Origin of the sequence: Desulfitobacterium sp. PCE1 (assembly GCF_000384015.1) — a bacterium.
GTDB lineage: Bacteria > Bacillota > Desulfitobacteriia > Desulfitobacteriales > Desulfitobacteriaceae > Desulfitobacterium > Desulfitobacterium dehalogenans.
On sequence record NZ_KB913023.1, the window covers coordinates 843,689 to 868,246 of the forward strand.

Sequence of the window (24,558 nt, forward strand, 5' to 3'; positions counted from 1 at the left end):
TTCCTAAACTGTGAACTAGTTGATTAGGAGTTGTCTGGGGGCGCGCCCTCCATGGCACTCTGGCTTCGCGGGGCAGGAAACGTCATATAACAGAGGAGCCCCGCAACTAGAGGATGATGCATGTGGCTAGGACGCTGCGGAACTCCTCGAAACGTTAAATGAAATTGGTCGCAAAGCCGTGCCGTCATGGCGCGGGTTGTGTAAGTAGGTTTGAAGGAATTTACGATTTAAAGTTCCAGTTATTTATATAATGTGGACGGTTTTAGAATGAGGATTTAGAATGAAGAATATTATCGTTACTATGGCAGCACTGCTTATACTATTCACCGGATTCACAGTACCGGTTTATGCATTATCAGACACGCAGTCTGCAGCAATACAAAAATTGTTGGATGATGCCTGTCGTATATCTGGGGTACCGGGCATATCAACTTCAATCATCAACGGAGATGAAACGCTTTACATTTCTTCCGGTTACGGAAACCGAGAGAGAGGGTTGCCCGCGAGTGAGAACACTCTATATGAACTGGCTTCGGTTAGTAAGGCGTTTACCGGTGCGGGTATTTTGTTGTTGGAGGAGCAGGGGCTACTGTCCATGACCGACCCTATTGAAAAATATTTACCTTGGTTTACATTAAAGTATCAAGGGACACCTGTTGATATGCATAGCCTTACGCTTAATCACTTTTTGCATCATACCAGCGGCTTGACAAATGGCAAGCATGCTCAAAACATTCCGCAAGGGAGTACGCCGGATATGCTGAGAAAAACCGTAGAAATGTTGGTGGATGCTGAACTGGCATTTGCGCCCGGCGAGCAATACAATTATGGGACTGTAAATTATGACGTTTTAGGTTTGGTTATTGAGGTTGTGTCGGATCAAAGCTATGAAAGATTTATGACGGAGCAGGTGTTCCAGCCCTTAGGGTTATCTCATACTTACGTTTACAAAGAAGATGCGCAAGCAATAGGGCAACTGGCGCAAGGCTATCGTACTTCTTTTTTCACAACAACTCCATATGATGCGCCGGATTTTGGCGGTAACAAGCCAGCGGGATATATCATATCCAGTACGACGGATATGGCGCGTTGGATGGGCATACAGATGGGCGTTGTACAAGATATACCCGACGTGTTCAAAGCGATTATTAGGAACTCACATCAAGGAAATATGACAGTTTTAGATATCAATAGAATGTATTATGCGGCTGGATGGATGGTAAATGCCGATAAAACAATAATCGAGCATTCGGGGGGCAATCCCAATTTCGCAACCAAAGTAGCAATATTTCCGAATGAGCAAATAGCCATCTGTCTTTTATCCAACGGTGCAAGCACGAATATTGGCTTGGTGATGAATATCAAAGAGATTCTGGACGGCAACCTATCTCAAACATATACAATGAGCGGTACACAGCTTTTGGATGTAGCACTTTCCTCCGCAACAATGATTGCCAGCTTGTTGGCGGTGGTATTCTTTATTTTGGGATTGCGCAGAAAGAGAAAGAATGAGCAGCAACCAATAACAAAAAAGAAAATATTAATAACAGTTGCTTGGCTGACGCTTGCTATTGCCATGAGTACTTTATTATGTTGGGTTTTCCCAATGTTCATCGGACACGATTGGCCAACGATTCTCGTTTGGCAAACATATAGTATTCTTACAATCTTCATTTCGTTGACACTATTGGCTGCATCTATCACATGGTTTGCATATGCTCGTCGATCTAGTGCTATATCCCGAAAATAAGCATAATCTTCGTTCGCCTTTTGAGCATAATGTGATGTTTTAAGTTCATTTTGTATTATTATTTGGGATTTGAGGAGTCGCCCTCCATGGCGACTTCGAGTATGGGGGCGACCAACTTCATTTAACAGAGAATTGCCGAAACTTCGCAAAGATGAATGTTGTTAGGACGCTTCGGCAATTCTCAGGACGTTATATGACATTTTCAGCAGGAACGCCCGCCGTCCATGGCGGGATTTAGACAAGAGCGTTATTTCATACTTGTAGGATTTTATGTTATAAAAAATCAAGGTTTGATATGTTTCCACTAACCTCGAACATAAGGAGATAAAATGTCAAATATCATTGAGATAAGCGATTTTTCATCGCCCAATTTGGATGTCTTTGCTCGCCTGACGGAAACGCAGCTGCGCAACCGGTTGGAGCCGGAGATGGGCATCTTTATTGCTGAGAGTACCAAGGTAATTGGACTTGCCCTCGACGCTGGATGCGAGCCTATTTCACTTTTGATGGAGCGCAAATACATTAAAGGGCAGGCACACGATATAATCACCCGCTGCGGAGATATCCCCGTCTATACTGCCGATAGCAACCTGCTAGCAGGGCTGACTGGCTTTCAGCTGACCCGCGGTGTGCTGTGTGCCATGCGGCGTCCTCATCTACTCAGCGTTGAGGAGGCGTGTGCTGGTGCAAGTCGAGTGGCTGTGCTTGAAGGTATTGCGGACTCTACCAACGTCGGTGCCATTTTTCGCTCGGCTGCGGCACTAAGCATCGATACCGTGCTGCTTACCCCCTCATGCTGTGACCCAATGTGTCGGCGTGCGGTGAGAGTGAGCATGGGAACTATCTTCCAAGTGCCATGGACCCGTATTGGCAGCGAGCCCTCACAGTGGCCGCAGCCTGGCATGGAGAGTCTGCGCAAGCTGGGCTTTAAGACCGTTGCCATGGCTTTAAGTGATACCGCTGTCAACATAGACGATCCGCAGCTCATCGCTCAGGAAAAGCTTGCTATCATACTGGGTACAGAAGGTAATGGACTGGCACCCAACACGGTTGCCCACTGTGATTACACCGCTCGTATCCCCATGTCCCATAACGTGGACTCGCTGAATGTTGCTGCAGCAAGCGCAGTGGCTTTCTGGCAACTCAGAGCCCGGTAAATTTTTATATTCTTATAGTGCATCGTAAAATTCCTAAACTGTGAACTAGTTGATTAGGAGTTGTCTGGGGGCGCGCCCTCCATGGCACTCTGGCTTCGTGGGGCAGGAACCGTCATATAACAGAGGAGTCCCGCAACTAGAGGATGATGCATGTGGTTGGGGCGCTGCGGGACTCCTTGAAACGTTATATGAAATCGGTTTGCTTTATAATTTTAAGGGTCGAAAAAATTATCGTATGTATTCATGGTTCCATATGTGGTATCATATAATGGAGGGGAGATATAATGACTAAACTAGACAAGCTATTTGCAGAGATAGTCAATAGCCCAAAAGTGTTAAATTTGAAGATATAGATAAAGTTTTGAAGTACTATGGTTTTGAGTGCAGAAATCCCAAGGGTGGATCGAGTCATTACACATATTTTCATAGCTCACTACCCGATATTTTGACTATACCGAAGAACAGACCCATTAAGGCAGTTTATGTAAAGAAAGCGATTAGTGCGATCCAACGATTAGATAGGGGCGAAGAATGATGGGCAAAGATTTAGAGTATTACCTCAACCTAGAATATGAAATTAAACTTAAGAAGCTCTCTCAAGAAGAAGGTGACGGGTGGTTTGCAGAAATACCTTTACTTCCTGGTTGCATGTCAGACGGTGAATCTTTAGAAGAAGCAGTTGAGAATCTAGGCGGTGCGAAAAGGGAATGGATTGAGGCGAGCTTGGAATTAGGCAGAGAAATTCCTGAACCCACAACTGATGAATTTTCGGGGCAATTGAGAGTTAGGATGCCTAAATCATTACATCGTACTCTTTCACAAATGGCTAAGGATGAAAATGTAAGTTTGAATCAGTTGATAATTCATCAATTATCTAAAGGAATTGGGTATCGATTATAAGATAGCCGACTCATATAACAGAGGGTTTGCGACATCGGGGAATACATCTTGGGTATTAATCCGACGTCGCAAACCCTCAAAACGTTATACGACACCACTGGGTTCTAATGGTTTTTGAGAAAGTATTTTATAATTAGTTACAAGGTGGTAAGGAACGTGAAGAGATTTACGATTTTCTCATTATTCTTTGTGTGTTTGATTATATTTTTAACAGCTTGCTCTGCTCTTTCTCCATATTATAGTTCTAAGAAAGCGATAGAGAATGGCGATGTAGTTGTATCAGAAGGTGAGATTTATAATATCGATAGACTTGATAAGTTTATTGATAGTATTAATAGAGGAGAAAAGACAAAAGTTCAAATTGATAAGTATAATACCAAGAATAATCCGGCAATGTATATTATTGAATTTGATGGAAAGCTATTAAGTTATTCATTTGCAAGACCTTCAAATGATGACTCTAAAGATATACTTGCTGGAGTTAACGCCGAGATTATAAAGGCAAGTAGAGAAGAAAATGAAGATGGCATTAACTATTATCTTATAGACAATGGAGGTTTTAAAACTTGTATTTTTACTATGCCAAAGTGATTTAAACTAATGTTAGGGTTATTCTTTGCCGTGGCATCGTATAACACCGGATTCCTGACACTTAGAGGATGATGCAAGCAGTTGGGGCGTGTCGGGAATCCCAAAACGTTATATGCCATTTCCTGCAAGACCCCCGCCGTCCATAGCGGGATTTAGATGAGAACTTAATTTCGTACTTGTAGAAAATGTGCAGTAGAATAGTTTTGTTTTTTAAGGTTGCGAAAAGATGAAGAAAATAATTAAACAGTATATTCTTCCAGTGGTTTTAAGCATGGTATTCGTTTCTATTGGTTTCTTTTGGTTGTATGGTATTCCATTAATTGGGCAACCCGAAAAGGAAGATGTTTCTTACATTGAGATAGCTGACACTAATTTAACTGATGATATACGAACATTTACTGAATACGAAGATATTGAAAAGGCTGTAAATATGCTGAGTTTTTTGAATAACCAATTAGGGATACTTGAACAAGAAGCTCCGTTTATAACTATTACATATCACTTAAAAAACGGTGAAAAGGTGGATATTTCTGCGAATAAAGATACTGTATATTGGGAGGCAAAGCCTATACCATTAAAGACGATAACGGAACTATTTTTGTAAATATAATTGAAGGTATGTTTTTCTCTGATTTATTAGTTGACTAAAGTAAAAGAAATAAAATCAGATTTGAAGTGGGATTACGAACATAATTTGCATTTTAGTCATGACTTCTTCTTATAATGTGCGACAGCTTGAACACTAGGGGCGCGCCGTCCATGGCGCTCTGGCTTCGTGGGGCAGGAAACGTCATATAACAGAGAAGTCCCGCAACTAGAGGATGATGCATGTGGTTAGGATGCTGCGGGAACACAAAAACTGTTCTTTATTGTATTGGGGGAGTTTTTAATGAAAAGGACTATATTTTTTGTTTTAGTGGTCTCATTATTATTAGCTTGTACGACATCTTACTTTGCTAATATAAAGATATCAGCACATCAAATCTATAAGACAGAAATTATGGAACAAAGAGAGGGTTATGAAAAAGTAAAAATAACCAATCTTGAAACAGGAAAAGTTGAGTATCTTGAATCTATTTTAGATGATGACGGTTTATATATGTATCTAGCAACAAGTGAAGAAGGTTCTTTTGAGATAAAACTCGATGGTTCTTCTATCAGGACGACAAATCTGGATACTAACGAAACAACATTATCAGAAATCGAAAGTACTGAAGTGGAAAAGGGAGATATAGAGGAGAACTTTTTAATGATTCTTCATATGAAGCAAATTGAATATAAAGCAAACTGAACGATGAATATGATTGATATATCGGTATGTAGTCCGGCTTCGCGGGGCAGGAACCGTCATATAACAGAGGAGTCCCACAACTAGAGGATGATGCATGTGATTGGGATGCTGCGGGACTCCTCGGAACGTTATCCGAAACCGTATGCAGGGCCGCGCGTCCATGCGCGGATTAGCCTGAGAAATTGCTGGTTATAGCACATTTGTAGGATATTACGAAGTAAGGACTCTCTTTAGTAATGCAGTAAGAAGGGAAGTAATAATAACATGGGGTTCATAATAGAGAGATTACCACGAAATTATAAGGAAAAAGCTCTTATTCTATTGGGAGAAGTTTTTACTGATGAGCAGAATATTCCGGTAGAGTTACATTATATAAATGAAGACTTAAAACCAATTTGGTGGTACGCAAAAATTGATTCGGAGATTGTTGGTATAGTAGCTAGTTGGATTGAAAAAGAAGAATGGCATTGGGGGAGATTTGCAGTTAATAAAAGAATGCGAGGCCTAGGCATAGGTAAAAAATTAGCCATATTTTCACTGAATGAAGTTTTCAATCTTGGTGCTGAGAAAATTTTTATTGAAGCAAGAGATGTTACTGTAGGCATATTGGAAAAGTTTGGAGGTAAAGTAGTAGGAGAGCCAATAAATTTTTATAAGGATTCCGTTACTCCTATAGTACTTAAAAAAGATGATTTTATAAATTCTTTGAGTACAAATTCAAACGGCTTAGAAACAAACTGTTGAAGTTTATTACGCGATATTCTTACATAGCGTACTAAAAAATGCGGAGGCTCAAGGGTCCACCGTCCATGGTGGCCCTTAATCTGGGGACGTACGACATCGGATAACACAGAATTCCCGCAACTAGAGGATGATGAATGTGGTTAGGGCGCGTCGGGAACTCCTGAACGTTAGGCGACAGACCATGCAAGGGTACCGAGATAATTCAATCCGTGTGTAATGAAGGAAGTGTTTCAGATGTTGAAGCATGTAAATATCAAAAGATATAAGAATATAATCATTTTTATCTCTATTTTAATTATTATAATGTCGTTTTTTGGTTTTAAGAAAGAGAAAATTTTCTTCATTGTATATACCCATAAAGGTTTTTTAAACGAATGCATCAAGAACCAGACATATGAGAAAGCAAGCAAAATAATAGGAATAAATAAGATCACCCCATATCCACTGCGTAACAAAGAGAAATTTGTTGATTTCTATTGTTCTGGAAGTGGATTAGTTCCGAATTCTGTCTATTATGGTTTCTATTACATCAGTAATGATAAGCCTTTGGGATTTCAAGCTCAACCTGTGGAGTTTAAACCAGATGGGGATGGTTGGAGATGGGAGGAAAAGTGGGAAAATCCAAATAGTGATAATTGGATGTATACCGAGAAGATTATAGATAATTGGTATTATTATGAAACTGGATTCTGATTAACAGAAGTATATGAAACAAGCATATACGAAATCTTGAAGATAAACATAGTAAAATTTGAATTTGTTTTAGGATTTCCATTCATGGTAGTCGCTGAGTTTGGGGCATGGTCCGTCGCCTGACAGCGAATTCCCAAAATCTGAGATATTATTAGTGTAATAACCAGACTTTGGGAATTCATGAAGCGTTATCCGAAACCGTTCACAAAGGCCGCGTGTCCATGCGCGGATTAGGAATCGGTGCGATTTTTACACACTTGTAGGATTTTGTAGCTAACTCACCGCTGACTAAAATAACAGGAAGGTGAAATTTTGGATATAAAAGATGAACAGGATAAACATGAGAAACGCAAAAGAGAAGAATATAGAAAAAATCCAATGATAAATTTTGCAGACTCAGTAAACCGTGCACAGTTTGGTGACTTAAGGGGACTAACACAAGGTGGTTGCCTTAATCAGATTATTACTACAGTTATAATCATTGTGGTTTTATTTTTTCTTTTTAAACTCATAAACAAGTAAAAATATTTTGAGTAAAATTGAGTTACCCGTATATGTTTATTTCGAGGTATTCATAGAATGTGAAACAAATAGACGAAGGGCTCAAGGGTCCGCCGTCCATGGCGGGATTTAGACAAGAGCTTATTTCGTACTTGTAGAGCAAGGTGAAGTAAAGATTATTACATAACAGGGGGTAACTTATATGAAACCAAAAGAAATACTTTGTCAATGGGTTGATGCATTTAACAATGCAGATACAGAAACTATTGCAAATCTATATGAAGATAATGCAATAAACCACCAGGTTGCTAATGAGCCAGTTATCGGTAAAGAGGCTATAAAGAAAATGTTTGAAAAAGAGTTTTCTCAAGCAAAAATGGTTTGTATTGTTGAAAATATTTTTGAAGATGGACAATGGGCAATTCTGGAGTGGCGTGACCCATTAGGTTTGAGAGGTTGTGGCTTTTTTCAGATAGTGAATAATAAGATATTATTTCAGAGAGGTTACTGGGATAAACTATCTTTCTTAAAACAGCACAATTTACCAATTGAATAATACGAGTATCAAGTTGACAAAATCAGCTTTATGAAACGAGAGAGCCAAAGTCTACTTCTTCTAGATAAAGACGCAATTATAGAACCGTTTCCCCCTGCGAGTGATTCCGATTTTATTGTTAAGCAGCCGACCGAGAAAATTTACAATGACTGTTGTAATGAGTTTTGGTGGATATGTACTTATGTAGCCAAAGGAATATGGCGTGATGAACTACCATACGCCATGTGCATGTATGATAGGCTTCTTAGGGATATGCTTTTTAAAATGATATCGTGGTATATAGGCATAAAGACGGATTTTACTATTAGCGTAGGGAAATGCGGGAAACATTTTAAGAAGTATATTGAAGCAGAAGTTTGGGATATGTACCTCAAAACCTACTGTGATAGTAACTATGAAAACCTATGGGAAGCTTTATTTACGTCAGGCAATTTATTTAGGATTATGGCAGAAAAGGTTGCAGACCAACTTGGCTTTATATATCCATATAGTGACGATAGACGTGTGACCGCACATTTAAACCATGTAAGAGAGTTACCAAAAACGGCAACAGAAATGTATTCCTGAGGCAATTAAATATGCGTACAAAAAGACACGGAGGTTCAAGGGGCCGTCGCCCATAGCGGCCTCAGGATCCAGGGGCGTATGGCATCTGATAACTGAGGGTTCCTCAACTAGAGGATGATGAATGTGGTTGGGACGCTGAGGGGCTCCCCAGGACATTATCCGAAACTGTACGCAAAGAGCCGCTCATCCATGTGCGGAATATACGAGAAATAGATAGTGTATTTTTAAGTATTTCTCAGTTTCCCATTAATGGACCAAATTCCCAAGCGCTTGGGAATTTGAGGGGAGGACAAGCTGTCTATAGCTACCACGCCTTGATAAATCTTAAAATCGTCACTGGTACGATTTTGAGCTGTCGTCTAAGGAGGTGATCTGGTAGGACCTATTTAAAACAGAAAAACTATCGGCAAAGATGACTTCGCAGGTCAGATGCGAAAGTTTGAGGAAGGTTCAGGCACCACATTTCCCCACCTAAGGCAAGAGCTATCTAAGGCGGGGGGATGTCGGGAATACCTAGAACGTTAAACGACACCCCTATAAGCAAATGTGTTGTCTTTGTGAAGTGTTAAAAGCTACATATTCTATTTGAGATAATTCTATTGAAAATATTTAGTTAGGATGGTTAAAAGGTATGAACTCACAAATTATATTAAGCACTTTAATTGGACTCTTACCTTTAGTAATGCTTATTGTTTTATTGGTTTTAATAAAAAAGTCCGGGAGAATTTTATTTAGGATAAAAAGTTTTGAGACAATTCCCTATGCTGCATTAAGCCTAATTTGTTTTGTAGGATGTATATATTTATTTTTTATAAGAGGTGAAGGATACGGATACTATGCTATATCCACTTTTCTGATAGGTGTATATATGATTAGTCATAGTTTAATAAGTAAAAAAATTATAAGAGAAGAAGGAATTATAATTTTAAATCCGTTTCCGAGTTTGTTAAAATGGGTTGATATTGATTCTTTTGGAGTATATGGGAGAAAGATTTATTTCAAGAAGAACAAAGGCTTTGTATCAATCGTTGGATCTAATGGAGATATAGAAGATAAAAGTAATTTCGAAAAATGTTACTCATAAAATCTAAGGTAAATTTAGGAAGGTTACATTATGGATATTACTATTGAATTGGGACAAGCAAATGATATTGATGAATTAGAACAGCTTTATAATGATTTGAATGACCACTTGGCAAAAGGAATAAACTTTCCTGGATGGAAAAAGGGGGTTTATCCTATAAGACAAGATGCAATTGATGGAATAGAGCGGAGTAATCTCTATGTGGCAAAATATAATGGTAAAATAGTTGGTTCGGTTATTTTAAATCATGTACCTGAAGTTGCATACTATAAAGCTAAATGGGAATATGAGTCTGACTATTCAGACGTTTTTGTTATACATTACATTTGTTGTACACCCAAATTTTGGAAATGTGGTGTAGGTAATGCATTGATTGGCTTTTCAATGGAACATGGTATTGAATCACAAGTCAAATCAATTCGTTTGGATGTATACGAAGGAAATATACCTGCCATAAGGTTGTATGAAAAATGTGGTTTTAAATATATTGATACGGTTGACTTAGGATTAGGAAACTACGGATTAAATTGGTTTAAATTATATGAAAAATTACTCTAACATAATGAGATCATTCGCATAGCACTGGATGTGTGGCAGCTGTACATGCTTGGCTCCGGGGGCGCGTACCGCCCAGCTTCTAACAAACATACTTATTATTTGGAGTTGACTTATGAAAGCATATATTGGAATTAAGTATCATCATGACTGCAGAAATAGGGTTATAATCGAAAAAATATCTTCGATTCTCGAAGGTGCAGGGTACGAGACCAGTTGCATTATCCGAGACATAGAAAAATGGGGATCAGTGACGGTTACTCCAAACGAACTAATGGAAATAACTTTCAAAGAAATCGATTCGAGCAACGTTGTTGTAATCGATGTAACCGAAAAAGGTGTTGGTTTAGGAATAGAGTCAGGGTATGCATATGCAAAAGGAATACCAGTTTACATAATTGCAAAGAAGGGTTCTGAAATCTCAAATACAATGCTCGGGATTTCAAAAAAAGTGCTTATTTATGAACAACTTGAGGATATAGAAACAATGTTTAATGGATAACACATTGTTCCAGAGCCGCGCATCCATGCACGGATTGCGGAGTGTTTTGCTGGTGTATACTTGTAAGGAATTGTGTGACAAAGCTATAAGGAAGGGTAGATAATGGAGATAGTAAATATGCTTAAAAATAAGAAGGTTAAGGTAACTGAAATGCCGAAGAGGGGAGCTTTCCTACGAAAGCAGTGGGAAAATAATTTTGCTAATCATTTAAGTAACGAAGAGAAAAAGAATATCTGTCTCTGGGACAATAGTGAATTTTGCGGATACTTATGGCATTTGTTTAGTTATAAGAAAAGAGATTGTCTAAAGGGCGAAGAAGCTGAAAAAGCCTTTAATAATGAGAATAAAGGCTCCTGCTATATTTTTTGGGAACGCACAGATCATGCTTTGATTCTTGAGAATGCATATATATTGGACTCAGAAGATTTAGAGGACGAATATGATATCTATGTCGTAGATAAAGAGTTTAACTGGACTTATGTGAAGACACATGAAACTTTGCTATGTGGACCATACTTTGGTCGGAAAGATACCAAAATATAAAATTACTTGGCACGCATTTCTTATTAAAGCGTACCAAAATATGCGGAAGTTCAAGGGGCCCCTGTCATTGGCGGCCTCTGGGTCTGGGGGTATACAGCATCGAATAACAGAGGAGTTTCTTAATCTCCGACGGAGGCTATCTAAATGAAGTTTAATAGAAAAAAGAAGATAAAACATTTTCTAATTGTTGTTTTGATAATGATTATTGGGGCTTTATATTTCGGTAATAACACGGTGGGAGTATCCAGGTATCAAATTAGCACGACACGGTTGCCGGCTGAATTTAATAATTTCAAAATTCTGCAGTTATCTGATTTGCATAGCAAACAATTTGGCAGGGAGAGCTGGAGACTGATTCGAATAATAGATAAAGAAGAACCTGACATCATTGTAATGACGGGTGATATGGTCAATACCTCTGATGAAAATTATGATGTCTTCTATCAATTATCAGCTGATTTAGCTAAACGATACAAAATATATTATATAGTTGGTAATCATGAACAAATTCTAATGGATTATAGAATTGTTCAATTTCTTAATAATAACGGAATTACAGTCTTAGATAATGAAGGGGTTAAAATAGAGAGAGGAAACGATCATATTAATTTGTACGGATTATGGTTCAATCTCAAGTATTATAAAGATAGGAATGATCCTTATACAAAAGATCTTTATTATGATCTTGACACAATGCAGGAGACGCTGGGTAGCTCCAATTCCAATGAGTATAATATCCTCTTAACTCATAATCCTTTGTATTTTACTACTTATGCTAAGTGGGGAGCAGATTTAACCTTATCAGGTCATGTTCACGGAGGAATAGTAATGATACCATTCAAAGGAGGGCTGCTTTCACCGGAGAGAGATTTTTTTCCTGAATATTATGGAGGTATTTATTCTATTGAGGATCGAAATATGATAGTCAATAGAGGATTAGGAAACGGCAACTTTGGCATTCGAGTTTTTAATAAACCTGAAATATCAGTAATTACTTTATCTAATAAGTAGATGTATATAAGGGACCGCCATCCATGGCGGCCTCTAGAACGAGGGCGTACGGCATCGGATACAGCGAATCCGGGGGTGACATTTGGGAACTCAAAGAGTCGAATTTATTGACATATATAGATTGTCGATATATCATACCCTTATATAGATCATCTATATAAGGAGGCTGTTCTTATGTCAATTGATAAAAGTCTATTAACCGGTAGCACCACCATGCTTATCCTAAAACTACTGGAAGAAACGGATAGGTATGGGTATGAAATGATTGAAGAACTAAGCAAGAAATCGCAGAACATATTTGAATTAAAAGCGGGAACATTATATCCGCTACTCCACAGCTTGGAACAAAAAAATATGCTCACTTCTTACGAAAAAAACTCGGGCAATCTGAGGGTGCGTAAGTACTACAGTATTACAAAAACAGGCCGCAAGTATTTGAGCGAGAAAACAAAAGAATGGAAAGTTTATACCTCTGCCGTAAATAATGTCCTGGGAGGTGTAGACTTTGCTACAGTCAAATAAGTTTGCCGATTATTTGGAAACTGTCCGCCAGCAGATACGATGGAAAAGGGCTCAAACCTATGTTTTAGAAGAAATCGAAAACCACCTGGCTGATCAAAAGGATGCGTTTCAAAGAGACGGATTTGACGAGGAAACGGCTACGATTAAGGCTATAGCAGAAATGGGTGATCCTGTGGTGGTCGGTGAGCAGCTTGACCGTACTCATAGGCCCAAGCCGGATTGGCCGCTGCTGGCCATGACAGCAATGCTGATTATTTTGGGTCTCTCTCTTCAATTCATTGTGGGAACGGATATCAACAATGGAATGGAAATGTTCTACAGACAGGCTACTTGGGTTGGACTGGCCGTTATAGTTTTTCTGGTCGCTTATTTTTTGGATTTTACGATCGTAGGGAAATACTCATTGATTATTTATTTGCTGCTCATTGCCATAACCTTAGGTGATTATTGGTTTTTCGGTGTCAGAGCTGCCGGGTATAATACCGTAATTTATCCGTTGCTGTTATTTCCCACCATATTTGCTGGGCTTGTTTACAGGATGCGGAATGAGGGGTATTGGGGTCTTGCTTTTTGTGGGGCGTCAGTAATTGTCCCGGTATTTTTAATATTACTTATCCATAACTCAACGGTTCTTTTTCTGATTGGTACTTCCTGTCTTATTATTTTGACAGTTGCCATTGCCAAAGGATGGTTTAACGTAAGAAAATTATACGCTTTGCTTATGTTATATCTTTCCTCCGCGGTTATTTTTTTAACTATGTTTTTTATGATGATAAATCAAGATTATGTTAGAATTAGACTGCAACTTGCATTGAATCCGTCGTCAGACCCCATGGGAGTCGGATATATGCCAACTCTTATCCGAAGGTTACTGCTTCATTCACAACTATTTGGTGAGGGGTTACCCGTAACTGATTATGGACAATATCCGATAGCAAAGATTTTACCTGGAATAAATACTGACTTCCTGTTAACTTACTTGACTTATGAATTTGGCTGGATTTTATTGATCGGTATTCTACTTGTTTTTGTAGCCTTTATTGTTCGATCTGTCATCATCAGTAAAAGACAAAAAAGTGTCCTTAGTCAGTTAGTTTCATTAGCGATTATTTTAACATTTGCTATACAATTTTTGACATTTGTTGCTTCTAATTTAGGGTTTTTACTGTTTGGTCCTGTGTCATTACCTTTAATCTCTTATGGCGGGCGAGCCTTGTTAATAAATATGTGTCTGATAGGATTTTTGCTTTCAATATTCCGTACCGGTGGTTTGGTAAGGGATAACATTGGCGTAGCTGGAATAAAGTCTAGTCCCTTAATTCAATATGAGGATGGAAAGATTATAATCAATCTTAAAGCAGCTCAATAAATTGGCTGGAATAAGGACGGGAGCGTCATTTAGCAGAGGGTTTGCGACATCGGGGAGTACTATGAATGTAATAACCGACATCGCAAACCCTCAAACGTTATGTGATACTGGGGTGTACTGCCTAAGACGAAGATCGTAGGGAAGGTTTCATTCGATATTGGCCTTTAGAAGGTTTTGGAAGGTTAGCAAAGTAAAATTGATTTTCGGCTGAATTTGGGGCCCGGGAGCACATGAGGTGTGGACCATCATCCATCTTAAGGGGGTGATCTTGATCAATGATAAGCATAAAAAGGGCAGTTCCGGCTGATTTGGACGTAGTATTAGCCTTGCGGTATGAAATGCTCATGAAAGTCAATAATTTGGATATTACTGAATTTGATGAGGGTTTCAGACATATTACAAAAGATTATTTTGTTAACGGAAATCAGACTACGATAGTAGCAATGGATGGGATGGTGCCTATTGGTTGCGCGACGATATGTTATATCCATGTAATGCCAACATTCAGTCATCCTACGGGCAAGCGTGCACATTTTATGAATGTTTATACGCGGGATGCATATCGCAGACAAGGGATTGCGAAAAAGATGATGGAACTCCTGATATTGGAAGCGAAAGAGAAAGGTGTTACCCATTTAAGTCTAGATGCAACTGAAGATGGCAAACAATTATATTATAAGCTGGGATTTTCAAAGACAGCGGAAGGTATGGAGCTAAGCTTGTAGGAAAAATTCCGATTTGTCGGTAGATTATGAGCATGGTCATTGGTTGCATTGAATAGGAATTTAATTTAAGCAAGGAAAGAAGGCAATGTTAAATATTCGTCGAGCCAAGGCTTATGATTGGCAATTATTACTCGGACATAGCTTATCATTCCGAGGCCTATTGGGGATATGACTCCGATTATATGGAAAAGTTCAAATCAATGTATCAGGTAACTGAATATTTTATAAAGAATAATGAGACTTATGTGATTGAGGATCATTGTGGTGTGTTTGGGTTCTATGGTCTGTTAGTAAACGATAAAGTGAGTTCTTTAGAATACTTCTTTATCGAACCCCGATGCATAGGTAAGGGGTATGGAAAATTATTATGGAACCATATGGTGGATATTACTTGTGAAAACTTAAGAATTCGTGAGTTCGTGATAGTAACAAGCCCACAAGCAAAAGATTTTTATATAAAGCTAGGTGCCATTTTTCTTGGCGAAGTTGAATCATTACTTAAAAGGGGACGTATGATACCTCAATTATTGTATAAGGTACATAAGTAATTTGGGGTGCGCCGATGAGAAAGTTAGAACATATGAACGTAATGATGCTCAGGAATCCTGGGGAGGTCTAGCATTTTAAGAAAGGTTGAAGATTTCAATGATAGTGCGTACCATGATTATAGAGGATATTCCTCAACTGGCTCAATTATATAAACAATTTTGGGGTGAGGAATCCTCAATTGATACGATGTACATGCAGTTTAAGAAGTTTCAAGAAAATGGTTCTCATATATTACTTAGTGCAGTTGAGGATAACCAGCTTATTGGTTCTGTTATGGGGGTGATTTGTCAAGAATTGTATGGGGATTGTAAATCGTTTTTGGTTCTTGAAAATATGATAGTCGATAAAGACCATAGAAATCGTGGAATTGGCAGGGCTTTGATATCAGAGATTGAAAGAAGAGCAGTAGAAAAATGTAGCCAAATAATTCTTGTTACTGAAGCGAATAGAATTGATGCATGTAATTTTTATGAATCTGTAGGATATAGACCGGAAGTATATAAGGGATTTAAGAAGAAGTTAAAATAATTTTGGTGAGCCAGAAACGAGCGTTTAATCCTTAAGGTTTTTCAACCATAGGTTGAATATACTGGATTTTCAACTATTGAGTTATTGAAACGAACCTTTCCGAACAATAAAATAAGTCATATAGAGAGGAGCGTGAAAATATGAAAGAGGAATTGGCTAAAAATATCTGCAGATATCGTAAGGAAAAAGGGTTTACACAAGAGGAGCTTTCTAGAAAGCTGGGAGTGACATTTCAAGCCGTTTCAAAGTGGGAAACGGCTCAGACTTTACCTGATATAACTCTGTTGCCAAGGTTGTCACAAGTATTGGACATAAGTATTGATAAATTACTGGGTTACATCTCTTATGATAAGCAAATAACCATCTACGAAGAAGAATATAAAACTCAGGAATATTATTGGGGTATGGTGCCTTCAAAAACGTGTTTACGTGTACTTGAATTAATGCCGCCATCTACTCATTTAAAACTATTAGATATCGGATGCGGTGAAGGGAAGGACGCTGTATTCTTTGCTAGGAATGGTTATGACGTAACTGCATTTGATATTTCTGATGCTGGTATTGAGAAGACCAAACGTCTCGCTGACAATGCCGGTGTCCAAGTTAAAGTTTTTAAGGCAGATATTTTAGATTTCCGCTTGGATACTAATTTTGATATTCTATTTTCCAGTGGTGTTTTTCATTATGTGAAACCTCAATTGCGGGAAGAAATGTTTAGCAACTATAAACAATTTACCAATCCCAGTGGTTTGCACGTTTTTAATGTATTCGTAAACAAACCATTTATAGATCCACCCCCTGAAAAGGAGCCGACTGCATGTAAATGGGTTTCAGGAGAACTGTTCACATATTATCATGATTGGCTGATTCAAGAATGCTCAGAAGTGATTGTTGACTGTGATTCCTCTGGTTTACCGCACCAACATGCGATGAATAAGATTATTGCTCAGAAATACCAGTGTAAGAAAAAGTAGAAGTCCTTCGGGTCTAAACGCTGCATGTCCATGTGTGGGTTATGGAGATTCCTTTGTAGATATTATTTTTGGAGGATATTGTGATCGCATATATTCATATAACATCCAGATAAACATGAATTGAGTGAGGATAAAGCAATGGGGCATTTAGGTTTTTCATACGTAGGACTGATTTTCTTGCTGATGTTGACAATTCCTAATCTCATATGGATAAGACATCAGCCAAAGGGATATGATTCTCAAAGTGAAAACAAGATCTTGCTGATCTTTGAACGTGTCGGTCAGGTTCTTGTTACCTGTACAGCACTCATTTTCTCAGACTTTAATCTTCGTTCGTGGTCGGCATGGACATTGTGGCTTATTGCCGCAGTGATATTAATGCTCATGTATGAAGGCTGGTGGGTTAGATATTTCAGAAGCCAAAAGACATTGAGGGATTTTTATAGCAGCTTTTGCGGTGTACCTATAGCTGGTGCGACACTGCCTGTTATTGCGTTTTTGTTGCTTGGTATATATGGAAAAGTAGTCTGGCTTTTAATTTCTGTAGTGATTTTAGGGATCGGACATATTGGCATTCATCTACAGCATCGCAAGGAAATCTATTAACCAGACTTCGGGAGGGGGCTGTACTAAAGAAAAGGTTAATGGATATGCCAGGTTGAATTATGAAGGCAAGGAAGCAATATTATCACAGATAGTTGTAGATGAGGAATACCGGAATCAAGGCTTAGAAAGTGAATTAGTAAAGCGCGCAGCTATAGGTGATGATTGTTGGAACAAAACGAAAAGAGGTACTCTTTATGTCGGAAGTAATTGTGAGGCTGTGTGAAACGGATGATCTGACTGGCGTAGTTACTTTGATGAATGAGCTTAGGGAAGTAGCTCAGGGTGATGAAGTCACCTTTCAAAGTATAAGCAAAGTTTTTTCAGAAATGGAGCAACTGCCGGAAGTATATTTGAATGTGGTTGCAGAGATTTCTGGAAAAGTAGTTGGATTCATCTCGGTAATTTTTTATAGAACGGTTTTCCATAAGGGTGGCACAGCACTCATCAATGAGTTAATTATTACGCAGGCAGAGCGCGGAAAAGGAATTGGAAAAAAGTTGGTTCTGATGGCTCAAGAAGAAGCTTTGAAAAGAGGTTTTGATGAAATTGAAGTAGGAACTGAGAAAACAAATGTGGTGGCGCAAGGATTCTATCGAAGATGTGGTTTCAATGAGGAATATGTGTTATTGGGAATGGAGTTTGAATGAAGCTTTCGAGTAAGAAGGGTAAGCTATGTGGATCAAAATTATACCATTTGAGTATTTAGGGGTTTTTTCGGTGGGGATGTTCTTTATACCACCAATAGTTTCCCTGGCTATGTTCTACATTTTAAAAAGAGAGTTAATCTGGTTGTCGATACTGATTACGGTAATAGTTGATGTCATTGTATTTCGGGATGTGTTAACCTATTACGAAACGCGGAGTCTTGCATTGTTGTTTTTAATTCCGCAAGTTTTTGTTGTTGCAGTCATATCTTTATACCTTACTTATAAAAAGCGTCAAAGAAAATAATTTATCTGGCTGGGGAAACGATTTATGGCACCAATCATATAGTAAGAATCGTACAAGAAATGAAAAAAGGTGGTATAGTGATTCGCCTAGTTTGAAAAGGAGAGCGTAGGATGAAGAAGGGAATCTGGGCCGTAGTGCTTCTGACCTTGTTACTTTTAGTCAATGGATGTGATTTAGATCGTACTAAAATGTCATCCAGTGGAAGTGAAGAAAATAGTGAAGTACAACAACAATCCTCAAGTCAATCTGACCCCTCTTTATATGAGACGGAGGAAGAATCGGCAAGAGCACCATCAACACATGAAGATCAGTTCACGATTACAACATTGAATCATGAGTGGAAAGAGCTTTCGGCTAAGGTTTCGCTAAGCGAAATGATCTTTTATGGGGAGAGCAGGGGATCTACAAACTTAGCAGGAGATGAAAGAGTCGAATATTCCATGAATATTCCGGCGGATTGGACATTGCAGGGCACGGTATTTGAAGACAGCAATAAAAAGAAGGTGGCTGAAATAGCTCCGGTCATCTTGCTCAAACAGGGTGAAGAAATACAGTTTCTGGATTATGAAACCATTGAGGGACAAATTCTTACGAAAGAACCTATATCTTTTTATAAGTATAAAGGAACAAAAATCATTTTATTAATGGGCACAGAGGTTGGAAAGTGGTATCCTCATATGTATATGATCAGTGATGGTACATACGGATTCACGGTTACCATATACTCGCGTAACCAAATCAGAGATGAAGTCGAAGAAAGGTTGTTTGACGATATAGTTAAAACTTTTAGATTTAGGCTCTAAAGATTAGTCGCTGAAGGAATATCAAGGATACTACTAAGAGACGTCAGAATCTTTGGCCAGGGAGATCGTTGAAAAATGAATTTTCATGATTGCAAGATTATTACTACGATAAGGGCTGGGCAGGAAATATTTGATAAGCTATGTGACTGTGATGTAATTGTATTAGCTACACCTATTTATTCCTGGTTTTGTACGCCACCAATGAAGTCATTGCTGGACCGCTTAGTATATGGAATGAATAAATATTACGGTGATGAAAAGGGACCTTCCCTTTGGGCTGGTAAAATGTTAGCTATCATAACTACATGTGGTTACAGACCAGAAAGAGGAGTTGACTTGTTTGAGGAGGCTATCAAAAGGTATTGCAAACATTCTCAATTAAACTATGTGGGAATGGCTGCACAAAGTGATTTAGGATATAGATCTATATTTGTCCCAGATGATAAACTTTCCCAGACATTTGCGCATCAAATAATAAGCTTCGTATAACAGAAATTGTTTTGGGGGATTTATGATGAGATGGGAATTTGGGAGATACACAATAAATACTGATAAATCTCTGATATCTGCGGATCGGGTGAAGGAGTTTTTGTCCGATAGTTACTGGGCTAGGGATAGATCAAAAGAGCTTATTGAAAAAACTATAGAGAATTCTTTTTGTTACGGAGTATATCATGAAGAAGAGTTAATTGGTTTTGCTCGTGTTGTGACCGACTATTCAACGATAGTATGGATATCCGATGTTTATATAGATAGAATTCATAGGGAAAAGGTCTTGGCAAAAAAATAATAGCATGTATTCTGGAAACGCCGGAGTTCAAAAATGTCAGGAGCGCTTTAGTAACTAGAGATGCTCATGGGTTGTATGAACAATTTGGTTTTGAAAGTGTTGAGTCAATATTCATGGTGCGAAAACCCACAGAATAATGTGAAGACCCGCCATTCATGGCGGGATGGAATGGGGCGATTTATTTGAGTAGATTTACTTTTATGGCATCTGACTATCAGCTGCCTGAGGTTAATTATTCGGGTGTAATAGAGTTGACTGTAAAGGATCTGAAAGAGATGAATCCCCGGCCTCAATCGTTTTGGAACCTTGATGAACTTCCTGATGATTGTAAAGCACTGTATATTCCAGATGAAAATGATACAGGTGGACTCTCCGTTTCACTATGTACCAACCCTCCTGACGGATTGGAGAACTATGTTAAAAAGGAGTATATCTATTGGCTTAATGGAAAATTTCGTATGAACAAATGTATCAATCAACTTTTGGAATATCTCCATTCGAATATTAATGAAGGAGGTGGTATAGAGCTTTGGTCATTATGGTTTGGAGATGAAATGGATAATATTGTGCATCATAAGTGGAGTTTGTCCCAAACCAATAATCTTCGTTTTGAACTACTTGAGGATACAGATTGCTGTCTTCGTATAATAAAAAAAGAAAGAATCAGCAATTGAAGCGGAGATTTAGAATAGGGCGGCTCAAGAATTTTGCGGCCTATGAGTCGTTCTAACGATGTTCCATAGGGTAGGTTTAGTGGAAGTGGGTGAAGCTTTTGCAAAAGAGAGTATTTTTCATAATGTTGTGCTTAATAAGCATACTTATCATGCCCGCACCGGCCTATGCAGATATGGGGCCCAAACCTTCAGTGGTGATTGACTTCAAAGGCCTTGGAAATGATAAATATTATGTAACATTACTATCTGAAATAGCTTCCACAGGGCCTCATAGTGCCTTAGGTGAACATCCTAATAACCAGAGATATCATGAAGATGATGAAGACTATGAGATTTGGGAAAAGTTCATTTCCTATCAGGATAAAGATGGGTATTATTTTCTGCAGTACTTCAGAGAATGCAGTGAAACCTCCCAGTTCACCTGGGGGTATTATCCTCCACCTGAGTTTAAAATCTTAATTTACTTCCCTGAATACGACCAATTTGCTGTTAGTGAAGATGTCTATGATCGTTATGCTTTTCACAGTTATTATAGTGTAGATGCGAAAGGTTTGGAGTTAGGGTCAACTACACTCACTGAGAATATAAAAGCCGTGAGGAACTATGATTATACCTGGGAACTAATTTCTCTTTTTGCCAGAATTATTGCAACCATAGCAATTGAAATTTTGGTTGCGTTACTGTTTGGATTCAGAGCCAAAAAGCAACTGTTGATTATAGGGGCTGTAAATATTGTTACTCAATCCATACTTAACATTTTGCTTAATGTCATCAATTATAGTCAAGGCAGTATGATGTTTGTTTTTGACTATATTTGGATGGAAGCATTCGTGTTTATCATTGAAGCAGGAATATATTCTAGTCTTCTCCCCAAGTATAGTAGTATGGTAGTGACGAAAAAAAGACTTGTTATTCTATATGCCCTGACTGCAAATATAGTATCCTTTGGTCTTGGGCTTTATATTGCCTACTTAATACCTGGGATTTTTTAGTTGCCCAGGGAGTGGTATTGCGGGAAAGAGAGTGCTTTAAAAGCACTAAATAAAGGAGTGTTCTAGGTTATGACTAATGGAAAAACGAAAAAAGTATCGCCATCAATTGATGAATGGCTCAAAGAGGCAAAAGCTGATCCGGCGGCTATACAGGAAGGGATGTTCTTAGTTCATAATGGCGTTGTGCGCCAAACGCCTAAAGCAAAGGTCCGCCAAGGAATTGATGACGGGTCCATGGTTAAGGGAATGGAATTCGCTTACGATGCAGCAAAGGTTGATGAGGTGATTGCCGAAACCTATAAGATGAAGGGGATTTTTTATGTTAGGGTTTGGCTTAATGAAGGCCAGCTTGAATTAGGAGATGACATCATGGTTGTACTGATAGGGGGCGACATCAGGCCTCATGTGGTGGATGCTCTCCAATATCTGGTAGGGAAGATTAAAAACGAATGTGTTACCGAAATTGAGCAAAAATAGTCAGGCAATGGGAGACAGGTATGGACTATAAATCCCTGATAATAAACTTTATGAGTAGAACAGGAAATTCCTTCAGAGCCGCCGCATCGATGACGAAAGTGGGTAGCCAAAGAGGGATAAGGTCGGAACTATATCCGATCACCAGATGCCGGAATGAGTCTGCTTTGGATAAAGGCTCTGGTGATCTGTTGGGAGTGGTGTTTCCGACCCATGGGTTTACAGCACCTTGGCATGTAATTAAAGGGGTACAGTGTTCGGGGAGTTATGGGACTTGATATGCCATCCAACTGGATGTCATTGCACTGGGGGCTGAATTCTGTAAATTCCAGATTCATCATTGACATGGCAAAGGTTAAGGCTGATGTTTTTATGAACAGCGTTTTAGAAGGGAAAAAAGAGTTTAGGGGCGTTTTTTTCTGTCGAAACTGTTTTTTGCTTCCGAGGATTGCACAGGTTGTGGTTTATGTGCTGAAAGCTGCCCGGTTAAGACTATAAAAATGGTGGGAAATAACAAACCTCGGCCTTATTGGACATTTACTTGTGAAAGCTGCATGAGATGCATGGGTTATTGCCCTAACAAAGCCGTTGAAGTGAGTCACTCCTTTGCCATTATCTTGTATTTTTTGACGACACTGCCGGTATCCGTTTATATATTAAATGGACTTAGTGAGCTCATGCCCACAGGACCCTATTTTTTCGTTGTTAATGCTCTGCTTAATTATAGTTACATCTTGTTTGCACTTTTTATAGCCTATCTTGTTCTTTTTTGGCTTATTCAAATTTCACTGCTTAACAAGCTTTGCACCTACACGACATTGACCCATATTTACCGCCGTTATCACGAGCCTGATACAAAATTAGGGGATATGCTCAAAAACCAAGGCTAGGGCCGAGCTTAAGTGAACTTGATTTGGGGATGGCATCTGGGTTTTGGAATAGAAAATGTAACTAAGAGGGGAGGAGTTCAAGTGATAAGCCTTATAAATTCATTTCAAAAGATGAATAGGATAGGCAGAGTTGGAGCATTTATTGGTTTAGCAGCTTCGGTGAGCGGAATTATATTATGGGCAATTTTAAATATATTTAAAGAAGTGCTGCCAATAACTTTTGTAGGACTTGGACTCCCGGCGATTCTCGGATTAATTGCTTCGATTTATGGAGTAATTTGGTTAATGTATGTTGTTTTTATTTACTCCTTGCCACTAAGTCTTTACTTAGCAATGACCCCTAGCGCCTTTAGATTTTTCTTGTTGGTTTTACTTGGTTATTTAGCTTCTGCGATTTTATTGACATTAGATAGAAGAGCCCGGGATAAAGATAAATTGAATTAAAGCAAAAAGATGCTCCTGGGTAAAAATAGTATAATGAATTATATGAACCGAATACGTAGAGGGCAGCTTTAAGGGTCAGGGAGAGATGGAATGGATCTAAAGTCAAATCTAAAATCATTTGGTATTTTGGCATTGTTGCTGCAAATTATTATTGTAATGCTAATCATTAAAACGGGTGCAGCTTCTCTAGCCTTGGGATTTAGCTTTTTGATACTGGCTGTATTGCTGAGTATTAATGAAAATTTTTATGATAGATTTTTTTCTTTTCTGAATCCTGGACTTTATCGAAAATATAGTGAAAAAAATAGTGTCCATTATAGAAAGGGAAGAAAAGCTTATATCATGAATTTCTATATGCTGGCGGCTGTTGGCGCCATCAATGGATATAGGATATTGATGTTGGACATAGAGCCTAAATTATCATTGGGCTTAAATCAATCCATGTCCTTTGCAATTATTGCTTTGATTTTGCTTTTAATAATCACTTATTTTTCGATTTTATTGTTCAAGAGTTCAGATGAAAATTTATTATGGAATATGGTCATGGGAATTTCATTCATTGCCTTCTTATTTATATTCTATTTTGTTGTTTATAACTAAATCTTTTTGTATTCTACTTTAAACTAATTGATCTCACCTAAATTAAAACAGTTATCCAAGCTACTCGTATGATTATATTCGGGTCAATCGCATTATGGATGGAAAGGTGTACTTTGGCATTCTGGGTACTACTATGAAACAATATGTTATTGACCTGGAAACTAGGGACATTCAAGAGCTATGAAATCGCGGATTAATATAAAATCAAAATATAGTGTAGTG

Annotated in this window: 34 protein-coding genes and 1 pseudogene; 34 read left to right on the top strand and 1 reads right to left on the bottom strand. The window is 38.4% G+C overall.

Going from position 1 to position 24,558, the window contains the following annotated elements:
• The first annotated feature begins 280 nt into the window (after positions 1 to 280).
• The 7 genes from DESPCE1_RS0104190 (at position 281) to DESPCE1_RS0104220 (ending at position 6,433) form a co-directional block, all read left to right on the top strand.
• A complete protein-coding gene (locus DESPCE1_RS0104190) occupies positions 281 to 1,750 on the top strand; it encodes a serine hydrolase (protein ID WP_019849585.1) in 1,470 nt (489 codons plus the stop codon).
• Between the two features lie 329 nt (positions 1,751 to 2,079).
• The gene (locus DESPCE1_RS0104195) at positions 2,080 to 2,907 is read left to right on the top strand and encodes an RNA methyltransferase (protein WP_019849586.1); all 828 of its coding nucleotides are present in this window, start codon (positions 2,080 to 2,082) and stop codon (positions 2,905 to 2,907) included.
• Positions 2,908 to 3,441: 534 nt separating this feature from the next.
• Positions 3,442 to 3,807 carry a toxin-antitoxin system HicB family antitoxin gene (locus tag DESPCE1_RS0104200; RefSeq protein ID WP_019849587.1) on the top strand — a complete coding sequence of 122 codons (366 nt, stop codon included), beginning with the start codon at positions 3,442 to 3,444 and terminating at the stop codon, positions 3,805 to 3,807.
• 156 nt (positions 3,808 to 3,963) lie between these two features.
• A complete protein-coding gene (locus DESPCE1_RS21010) occupies positions 3,964 to 4,398 on the top strand; it encodes a DUF4362 domain-containing protein (protein WP_019849588.1) in 435 nt (144 codons plus the stop codon).
• A gap of 226 nt (positions 4,399 to 4,624) precedes the next feature.
• Positions 4,625 to 5,002 carry a hypothetical protein gene (locus DESPCE1_RS21735; RefSeq protein ID WP_019849589.1) on the top strand — a complete coding sequence of 126 codons (378 nt, stop codon included), beginning with the start codon at positions 4,625 to 4,627 and terminating at the stop codon, positions 5,000 to 5,002.
• 285 nt (positions 5,003 to 5,287) lie between these two features.
• Positions 5,288 to 5,689, top strand: a complete 402-nt coding sequence (locus DESPCE1_RS0104215; RefSeq protein WP_019849590.1) for a hypothetical protein — start codon at positions 5,288 to 5,290, stop codon at positions 5,687 to 5,689.
• A gap of 264 nt (positions 5,690 to 5,953) precedes the next feature.
• The gene (locus DESPCE1_RS0104220; protein ID WP_019849591.1) at positions 5,954 to 6,433 is read left to right on the top strand and encodes a GNAT family N-acetyltransferase; all 480 of its coding nucleotides are present in this window, start codon (positions 5,954 to 5,956) and stop codon (positions 6,431 to 6,433) included.
• Positions 6,434 to 6,600: 167 nt separating this feature from the next.
• Here DESPCE1_RS0104220 and DESPCE1_RS24140 read toward each other — a convergent pair whose 3' ends face one another.
• A complete protein-coding gene (locus DESPCE1_RS24140) occupies positions 6,601 to 6,651 on the bottom strand; it encodes a CRISPR-associated DxTHG motif protein (RefSeq protein WP_083838579.1) in 51 nt (16 codons plus the stop codon).
• Between the two features lie 16 nt (positions 6,652 to 6,667).
• On the opposite strand from DESPCE1_RS24140, the gene DESPCE1_RS0104225 reads away from it, so the two are divergent.
• The 27 genes and pseudogenes from DESPCE1_RS0104225 to DESPCE1_RS0104365 all read left to right on the top strand — a co-directional run bounded on the left by DESPCE1_RS0104225 (position 6,668) and on the right by DESPCE1_RS0104365 (position 24,336).
• Positions 6,668 to 7,126 (top strand): hypothetical protein, encoded by a 459-nt coding sequence (locus tag DESPCE1_RS0104225; RefSeq protein ID WP_019849592.1) that lies wholly within the window; start codon positions 6,668 to 6,670, stop codon positions 7,124 to 7,126.
• A 312-nt stretch (positions 7,127 to 7,438) separates the two neighbouring features.
• Positions 7,439 to 7,648, top strand: coding sequence for a DUF6366 family protein (locus DESPCE1_RS0104230; protein ID WP_019849593.1), 210 nt, complete (start codon positions 7,439 to 7,441; stop codon positions 7,646 to 7,648).
• Between the two features lie 181 nt (positions 7,649 to 7,829).
• On the top strand, positions 7,830 to 8,183 hold the full coding sequence (locus DESPCE1_RS0104235) for a nuclear transport factor 2 family protein (RefSeq protein WP_019849594.1): 354 nt from the start codon (positions 7,830 to 7,832) through the stop codon (positions 8,181 to 8,183).
• A gap of 30 nt (positions 8,184 to 8,213) precedes the next feature.
• Positions 8,214 to 8,750, top strand: a complete 537-nt coding sequence (locus DESPCE1_RS24145; protein ID WP_019849595.1) for an aminoglycoside 6-adenylyltransferase — start codon at positions 8,214 to 8,216, stop codon at positions 8,748 to 8,750.
• Positions 8,751 to 9,381: 631 nt separating this feature from the next.
• Positions 9,382 to 9,834 carry a hypothetical protein gene (locus tag DESPCE1_RS0104245; RefSeq protein WP_019849596.1) on the top strand — a complete coding sequence of 151 codons (453 nt, stop codon included), beginning with the start codon at positions 9,382 to 9,384 and terminating at the stop codon, positions 9,832 to 9,834.
• 30 nt (positions 9,835 to 9,864) lie between these two features.
• Complete coding sequence (locus DESPCE1_RS0104250) at positions 9,865 to 10,392, top strand: GNAT family N-acetyltransferase (protein ID WP_019849597.1); 528 nt, start codon at positions 9,865 to 9,867, stop codon at positions 10,390 to 10,392.
• A 112-nt stretch (positions 10,393 to 10,504) separates the two neighbouring features.
• A complete protein-coding gene (locus DESPCE1_RS0104255; RefSeq protein WP_014792815.1) occupies positions 10,505 to 10,891 on the top strand; it encodes a nucleoside 2-deoxyribosyltransferase in 387 nt (128 codons plus the stop codon).
• Between the two features lie 102 nt (positions 10,892 to 10,993).
• A complete protein-coding gene (locus tag DESPCE1_RS0104260) occupies positions 10,994 to 11,434 on the top strand; it encodes a DUF4275 family protein (RefSeq protein WP_019849598.1) in 441 nt (146 codons plus the stop codon).
• Between the two features lie 144 nt (positions 11,435 to 11,578).
• Positions 11,579 to 12,445 (top strand): metallophosphoesterase, encoded by an 867-nt coding sequence (locus tag DESPCE1_RS0104265; RefSeq protein ID WP_019849599.1) that lies wholly within the window; start codon positions 11,579 to 11,581, stop codon positions 12,443 to 12,445.
• A 174-nt stretch (positions 12,446 to 12,619) separates the two neighbouring features.
• Entirely contained in the window at positions 12,620 to 12,967 is a 348-nt protein-coding gene (locus DESPCE1_RS0104270) for a PadR family transcriptional regulator (RefSeq protein WP_014792818.1), read from the top strand.
• Entirely contained in the window at positions 12,951 to 14,336 is a 1,386-nt protein-coding gene (locus tag DESPCE1_RS0104275; protein WP_019849600.1) for an FtsW/RodA/SpoVE family cell cycle protein, read from the top strand. Before DESPCE1_RS0104270 ends, DESPCE1_RS0104275 begins: the two co-directional genes overlap by 17 nt.
• Before the next feature lie 275 nt (positions 14,337 to 14,611).
• Positions 14,612 to 15,061: a GNAT family N-acetyltransferase gene (locus tag DESPCE1_RS0104280; protein WP_019849601.1), complete on the top strand. Its 450-nt coding sequence runs from the start codon at positions 14,612 to 14,614 to the stop codon at positions 15,059 to 15,061.
• Positions 15,062 to 15,243: 182 nt separating this feature from the next.
• Positions 15,244 to 15,609 (top strand): GNAT family N-acetyltransferase, encoded by a 366-nt coding sequence (locus tag DESPCE1_RS21740; RefSeq protein WP_242835358.1) that lies wholly within the window; start codon positions 15,244 to 15,246, stop codon positions 15,607 to 15,609.
• 97 nt (positions 15,610 to 15,706) lie between these two features.
• A complete protein-coding gene (locus DESPCE1_RS0104290; protein ID WP_019849603.1) occupies positions 15,707 to 16,138 on the top strand; it encodes a GNAT family N-acetyltransferase in 432 nt (143 codons plus the stop codon).
• Positions 16,139 to 16,278: 140 nt separating this feature from the next.
• A complete protein-coding gene (locus tag DESPCE1_RS0104295; RefSeq protein ID WP_019849604.1) occupies positions 16,279 to 17,112 on the top strand; it encodes a methyltransferase domain-containing protein in 834 nt (277 codons plus the stop codon).
• Positions 17,113 to 17,250: 138 nt separating this feature from the next.
• Positions 17,251 to 17,718, top strand: coding sequence for a hypothetical protein (locus DESPCE1_RS0104300; protein WP_019849605.1), 468 nt, complete (start codon positions 17,251 to 17,253; stop codon positions 17,716 to 17,718).
• Positions 17,681 to 17,941: a GNAT family N-acetyltransferase gene (locus DESPCE1_RS23600; protein ID WP_256379823.1), complete on the top strand. Its 261-nt coding sequence runs from the start codon at positions 17,681 to 17,683 to the stop codon at positions 17,939 to 17,941. Before DESPCE1_RS0104300 ends, DESPCE1_RS23600 begins: the two co-directional genes overlap by 38 nt.
• On the top strand, positions 17,913 to 18,365 hold the full coding sequence (locus DESPCE1_RS0104305) for a GNAT family N-acetyltransferase (RefSeq protein ID WP_019849606.1): 453 nt from the start codon (positions 17,913 to 17,915) through the stop codon (positions 18,363 to 18,365). Before DESPCE1_RS23600 ends, DESPCE1_RS0104305 begins: the two co-directional genes overlap by 29 nt.
• A gap of 414 nt (positions 18,366 to 18,779) precedes the next feature.
• Complete coding sequence (locus DESPCE1_RS0104315) at positions 18,780 to 19,472, top strand: hypothetical protein (RefSeq protein ID WP_019849608.1); 693 nt, start codon at positions 18,780 to 18,782, stop codon at positions 19,470 to 19,472.
• 120 nt (positions 19,473 to 19,592) lie between these two features.
• Positions 19,593 to 19,961: pseudogene (locus tag DESPCE1_RS21030) on the top strand (flavodoxin family protein); the annotation flags it as partial.
• Between the two features lie 22 nt (positions 19,962 to 19,983).
• On the top strand, positions 19,984 to 20,262 hold the full coding sequence (locus tag DESPCE1_RS21745) for a GNAT family N-acetyltransferase (RefSeq protein WP_242835360.1): 279 nt from the start codon (positions 19,984 to 19,986) through the stop codon (positions 20,260 to 20,262).
• A 155-nt stretch (positions 20,263 to 20,417) separates the two neighbouring features.
• Entirely contained in the window at positions 20,418 to 20,936 is a 519-nt protein-coding gene (locus tag DESPCE1_RS0104330; protein WP_019849611.1) for a hypothetical protein, read from the top strand.
• A gap of 89 nt (positions 20,937 to 21,025) precedes the next feature.
• Positions 21,026 to 21,928 (top strand): hypothetical protein, encoded by a 903-nt coding sequence (locus DESPCE1_RS0104335; protein ID WP_242835361.1) that lies wholly within the window; start codon positions 21,026 to 21,028, stop codon positions 21,926 to 21,928.
• 69 nt (positions 21,929 to 21,997) lie between these two features.
• Positions 21,998 to 22,405, top strand: coding sequence for a molybdenum cofactor biosynthesis protein MoaE (locus DESPCE1_RS0104340; protein WP_019849613.1), 408 nt, complete (start codon positions 21,998 to 22,000; stop codon positions 22,403 to 22,405).
• Positions 22,406 to 22,830: 425 nt separating this feature from the next.
• A complete protein-coding gene (locus DESPCE1_RS23605) occupies positions 22,831 to 23,292 on the top strand; it encodes a 4Fe-4S binding protein (RefSeq protein WP_242835420.1) in 462 nt (153 codons plus the stop codon).
• A 12-nt stretch (positions 23,293 to 23,304) separates the two neighbouring features.
• A complete protein-coding gene (locus tag DESPCE1_RS0104360) occupies positions 23,305 to 23,736 on the top strand; it encodes a hypothetical protein (protein WP_242835362.1) in 432 nt (143 codons plus the stop codon).
• A 90-nt stretch (positions 23,737 to 23,826) separates the two neighbouring features.
• Positions 23,827 to 24,336 carry a hypothetical protein gene (locus DESPCE1_RS0104365; RefSeq protein WP_019849615.1) on the top strand — a complete coding sequence of 170 codons (510 nt, stop codon included), beginning with the start codon at positions 23,827 to 23,829 and terminating at the stop codon, positions 24,334 to 24,336.
• Positions 24,337 to 24,558: the final 222 nt, after the last annotated feature.

Coding starts and splice junctions, on each gene's coding strand:
- DESPCE1_RS0104330 (WP_019849611.1), top strand. CDS start 20,418: ATGGCGGGATGGAATGGGGCGATTTATTTGAGTAGATTTACTTTTATG.
- DESPCE1_RS0104200 (WP_019849587.1), top strand. CDS start 3,442: ATGGGCAAAGATTTAGAGTATTACCTCAACCTAGAATATGAAATTAAA.
- DESPCE1_RS0104295 (WP_019849604.1), top strand. CDS start 16,279: ATGAAAGAGGAATTGGCTAAAAATATCTGCAGATATCGTAAGGAAAAA.
- DESPCE1_RS0104305 (WP_019849606.1), top strand. CDS start 17,913: ATGTCGGAAGTAATTGTGAGGCTGTGTGAAACGGATGATCTGACTGGC.
- DESPCE1_RS0104365 (WP_019849615.1), top strand. CDS start 23,827: ATGGATCTAAAGTCAAATCTAAAATCATTTGGTATTTTGGCATTGTTG.
- DESPCE1_RS0104250 (WP_019849597.1), top strand. CDS start 9,865: ATGGATATTACTATTGAATTGGGACAAGCAAATGATATTGATGAATTA.
- DESPCE1_RS0104270 (WP_014792818.1), top strand. CDS start 12,620: ATGTCAATTGATAAAAGTCTATTAACCGGTAGCACCACCATGCTTATC.
- DESPCE1_RS0104260 (WP_019849598.1), top strand. CDS start 10,994: ATGGAGATAGTAAATATGCTTAAAAATAAGAAGGTTAAGGTAACTGAA.
- DESPCE1_RS0104225 (WP_019849592.1), top strand. CDS start 6,668: ATGTTGAAGCATGTAAATATCAAAAGATATAAGAATATAATCATTTTT.
- DESPCE1_RS0104195 (WP_019849586.1), top strand. CDS start 2,080: ATGTCAAATATCATTGAGATAAGCGATTTTTCATCGCCCAATTTGGAT.
- DESPCE1_RS0104190 (WP_019849585.1), top strand. CDS start 281: ATGAAGAATATTATCGTTACTATGGCAGCACTGCTTATACTATTCACC.
- DESPCE1_RS0104340 (WP_019849613.1), top strand. CDS start 21,998: ATGACTAATGGAAAAACGAAAAAAGTATCGCCATCAATTGATGAATGG.
- DESPCE1_RS21745 (WP_242835360.1), top strand. CDS start 19,984: ATGATGAGATGGGAATTTGGGAGATACACAATAAATACTGATAAATCT.
- DESPCE1_RS21740 (WP_242835358.1), top strand. CDS start 15,244: ATGGAAAAGTTCAAATCAATGTATCAGGTAACTGAATATTTTATAAAG.
- DESPCE1_RS0104235 (WP_019849594.1), top strand. CDS start 7,830: ATGAAACCAAAAGAAATACTTTGTCAATGGGTTGATGCATTTAACAAT.
- DESPCE1_RS0104255 (WP_014792815.1), top strand. CDS start 10,505: ATGAAAGCATATATTGGAATTAAGTATCATCATGACTGCAGAAATAGG.
- DESPCE1_RS0104300 (WP_019849605.1), top strand. CDS start 17,251: ATGGGGCATTTAGGTTTTTCATACGTAGGACTGATTTTCTTGCTGATG.
- DESPCE1_RS0104265 (WP_019849599.1), top strand. CDS start 11,579: ATGAAGTTTAATAGAAAAAAGAAGATAAAACATTTTCTAATTGTTGTT.
- DESPCE1_RS21735 (WP_019849589.1), top strand. CDS start 4,625: ATGAAGAAAATAATTAAACAGTATATTCTTCCAGTGGTTTTAAGCATG.
- DESPCE1_RS0104315 (WP_019849608.1), top strand. CDS start 18,780: ATGAAGAAGGGAATCTGGGCCGTAGTGCTTCTGACCTTGTTACTTTTA.
- DESPCE1_RS0104280 (WP_019849601.1), top strand. CDS start 14,612: ATGATAAGCATAAAAAGGGCAGTTCCGGCTGATTTGGACGTAGTATTA.
- DESPCE1_RS0104215 (WP_019849590.1), top strand. CDS start 5,288: ATGAAAAGGACTATATTTTTTGTTTTAGTGGTCTCATTATTATTAGCT.
- DESPCE1_RS24145 (WP_019849595.1), top strand. CDS start 8,214: ATGAAACGAGAGAGCCAAAGTCTACTTCTTCTAGATAAAGACGCAATT.
- DESPCE1_RS0104220 (WP_019849591.1), top strand. CDS start 5,954: ATGGGGTTCATAATAGAGAGATTACCACGAAATTATAAGGAAAAAGCT.
- DESPCE1_RS0104245 (WP_019849596.1), top strand. CDS start 9,382: ATGAACTCACAAATTATATTAAGCACTTTAATTGGACTCTTACCTTTA.
- DESPCE1_RS0104290 (WP_019849603.1), top strand. CDS start 15,707: ATGATAGTGCGTACCATGATTATAGAGGATATTCCTCAACTGGCTCAA.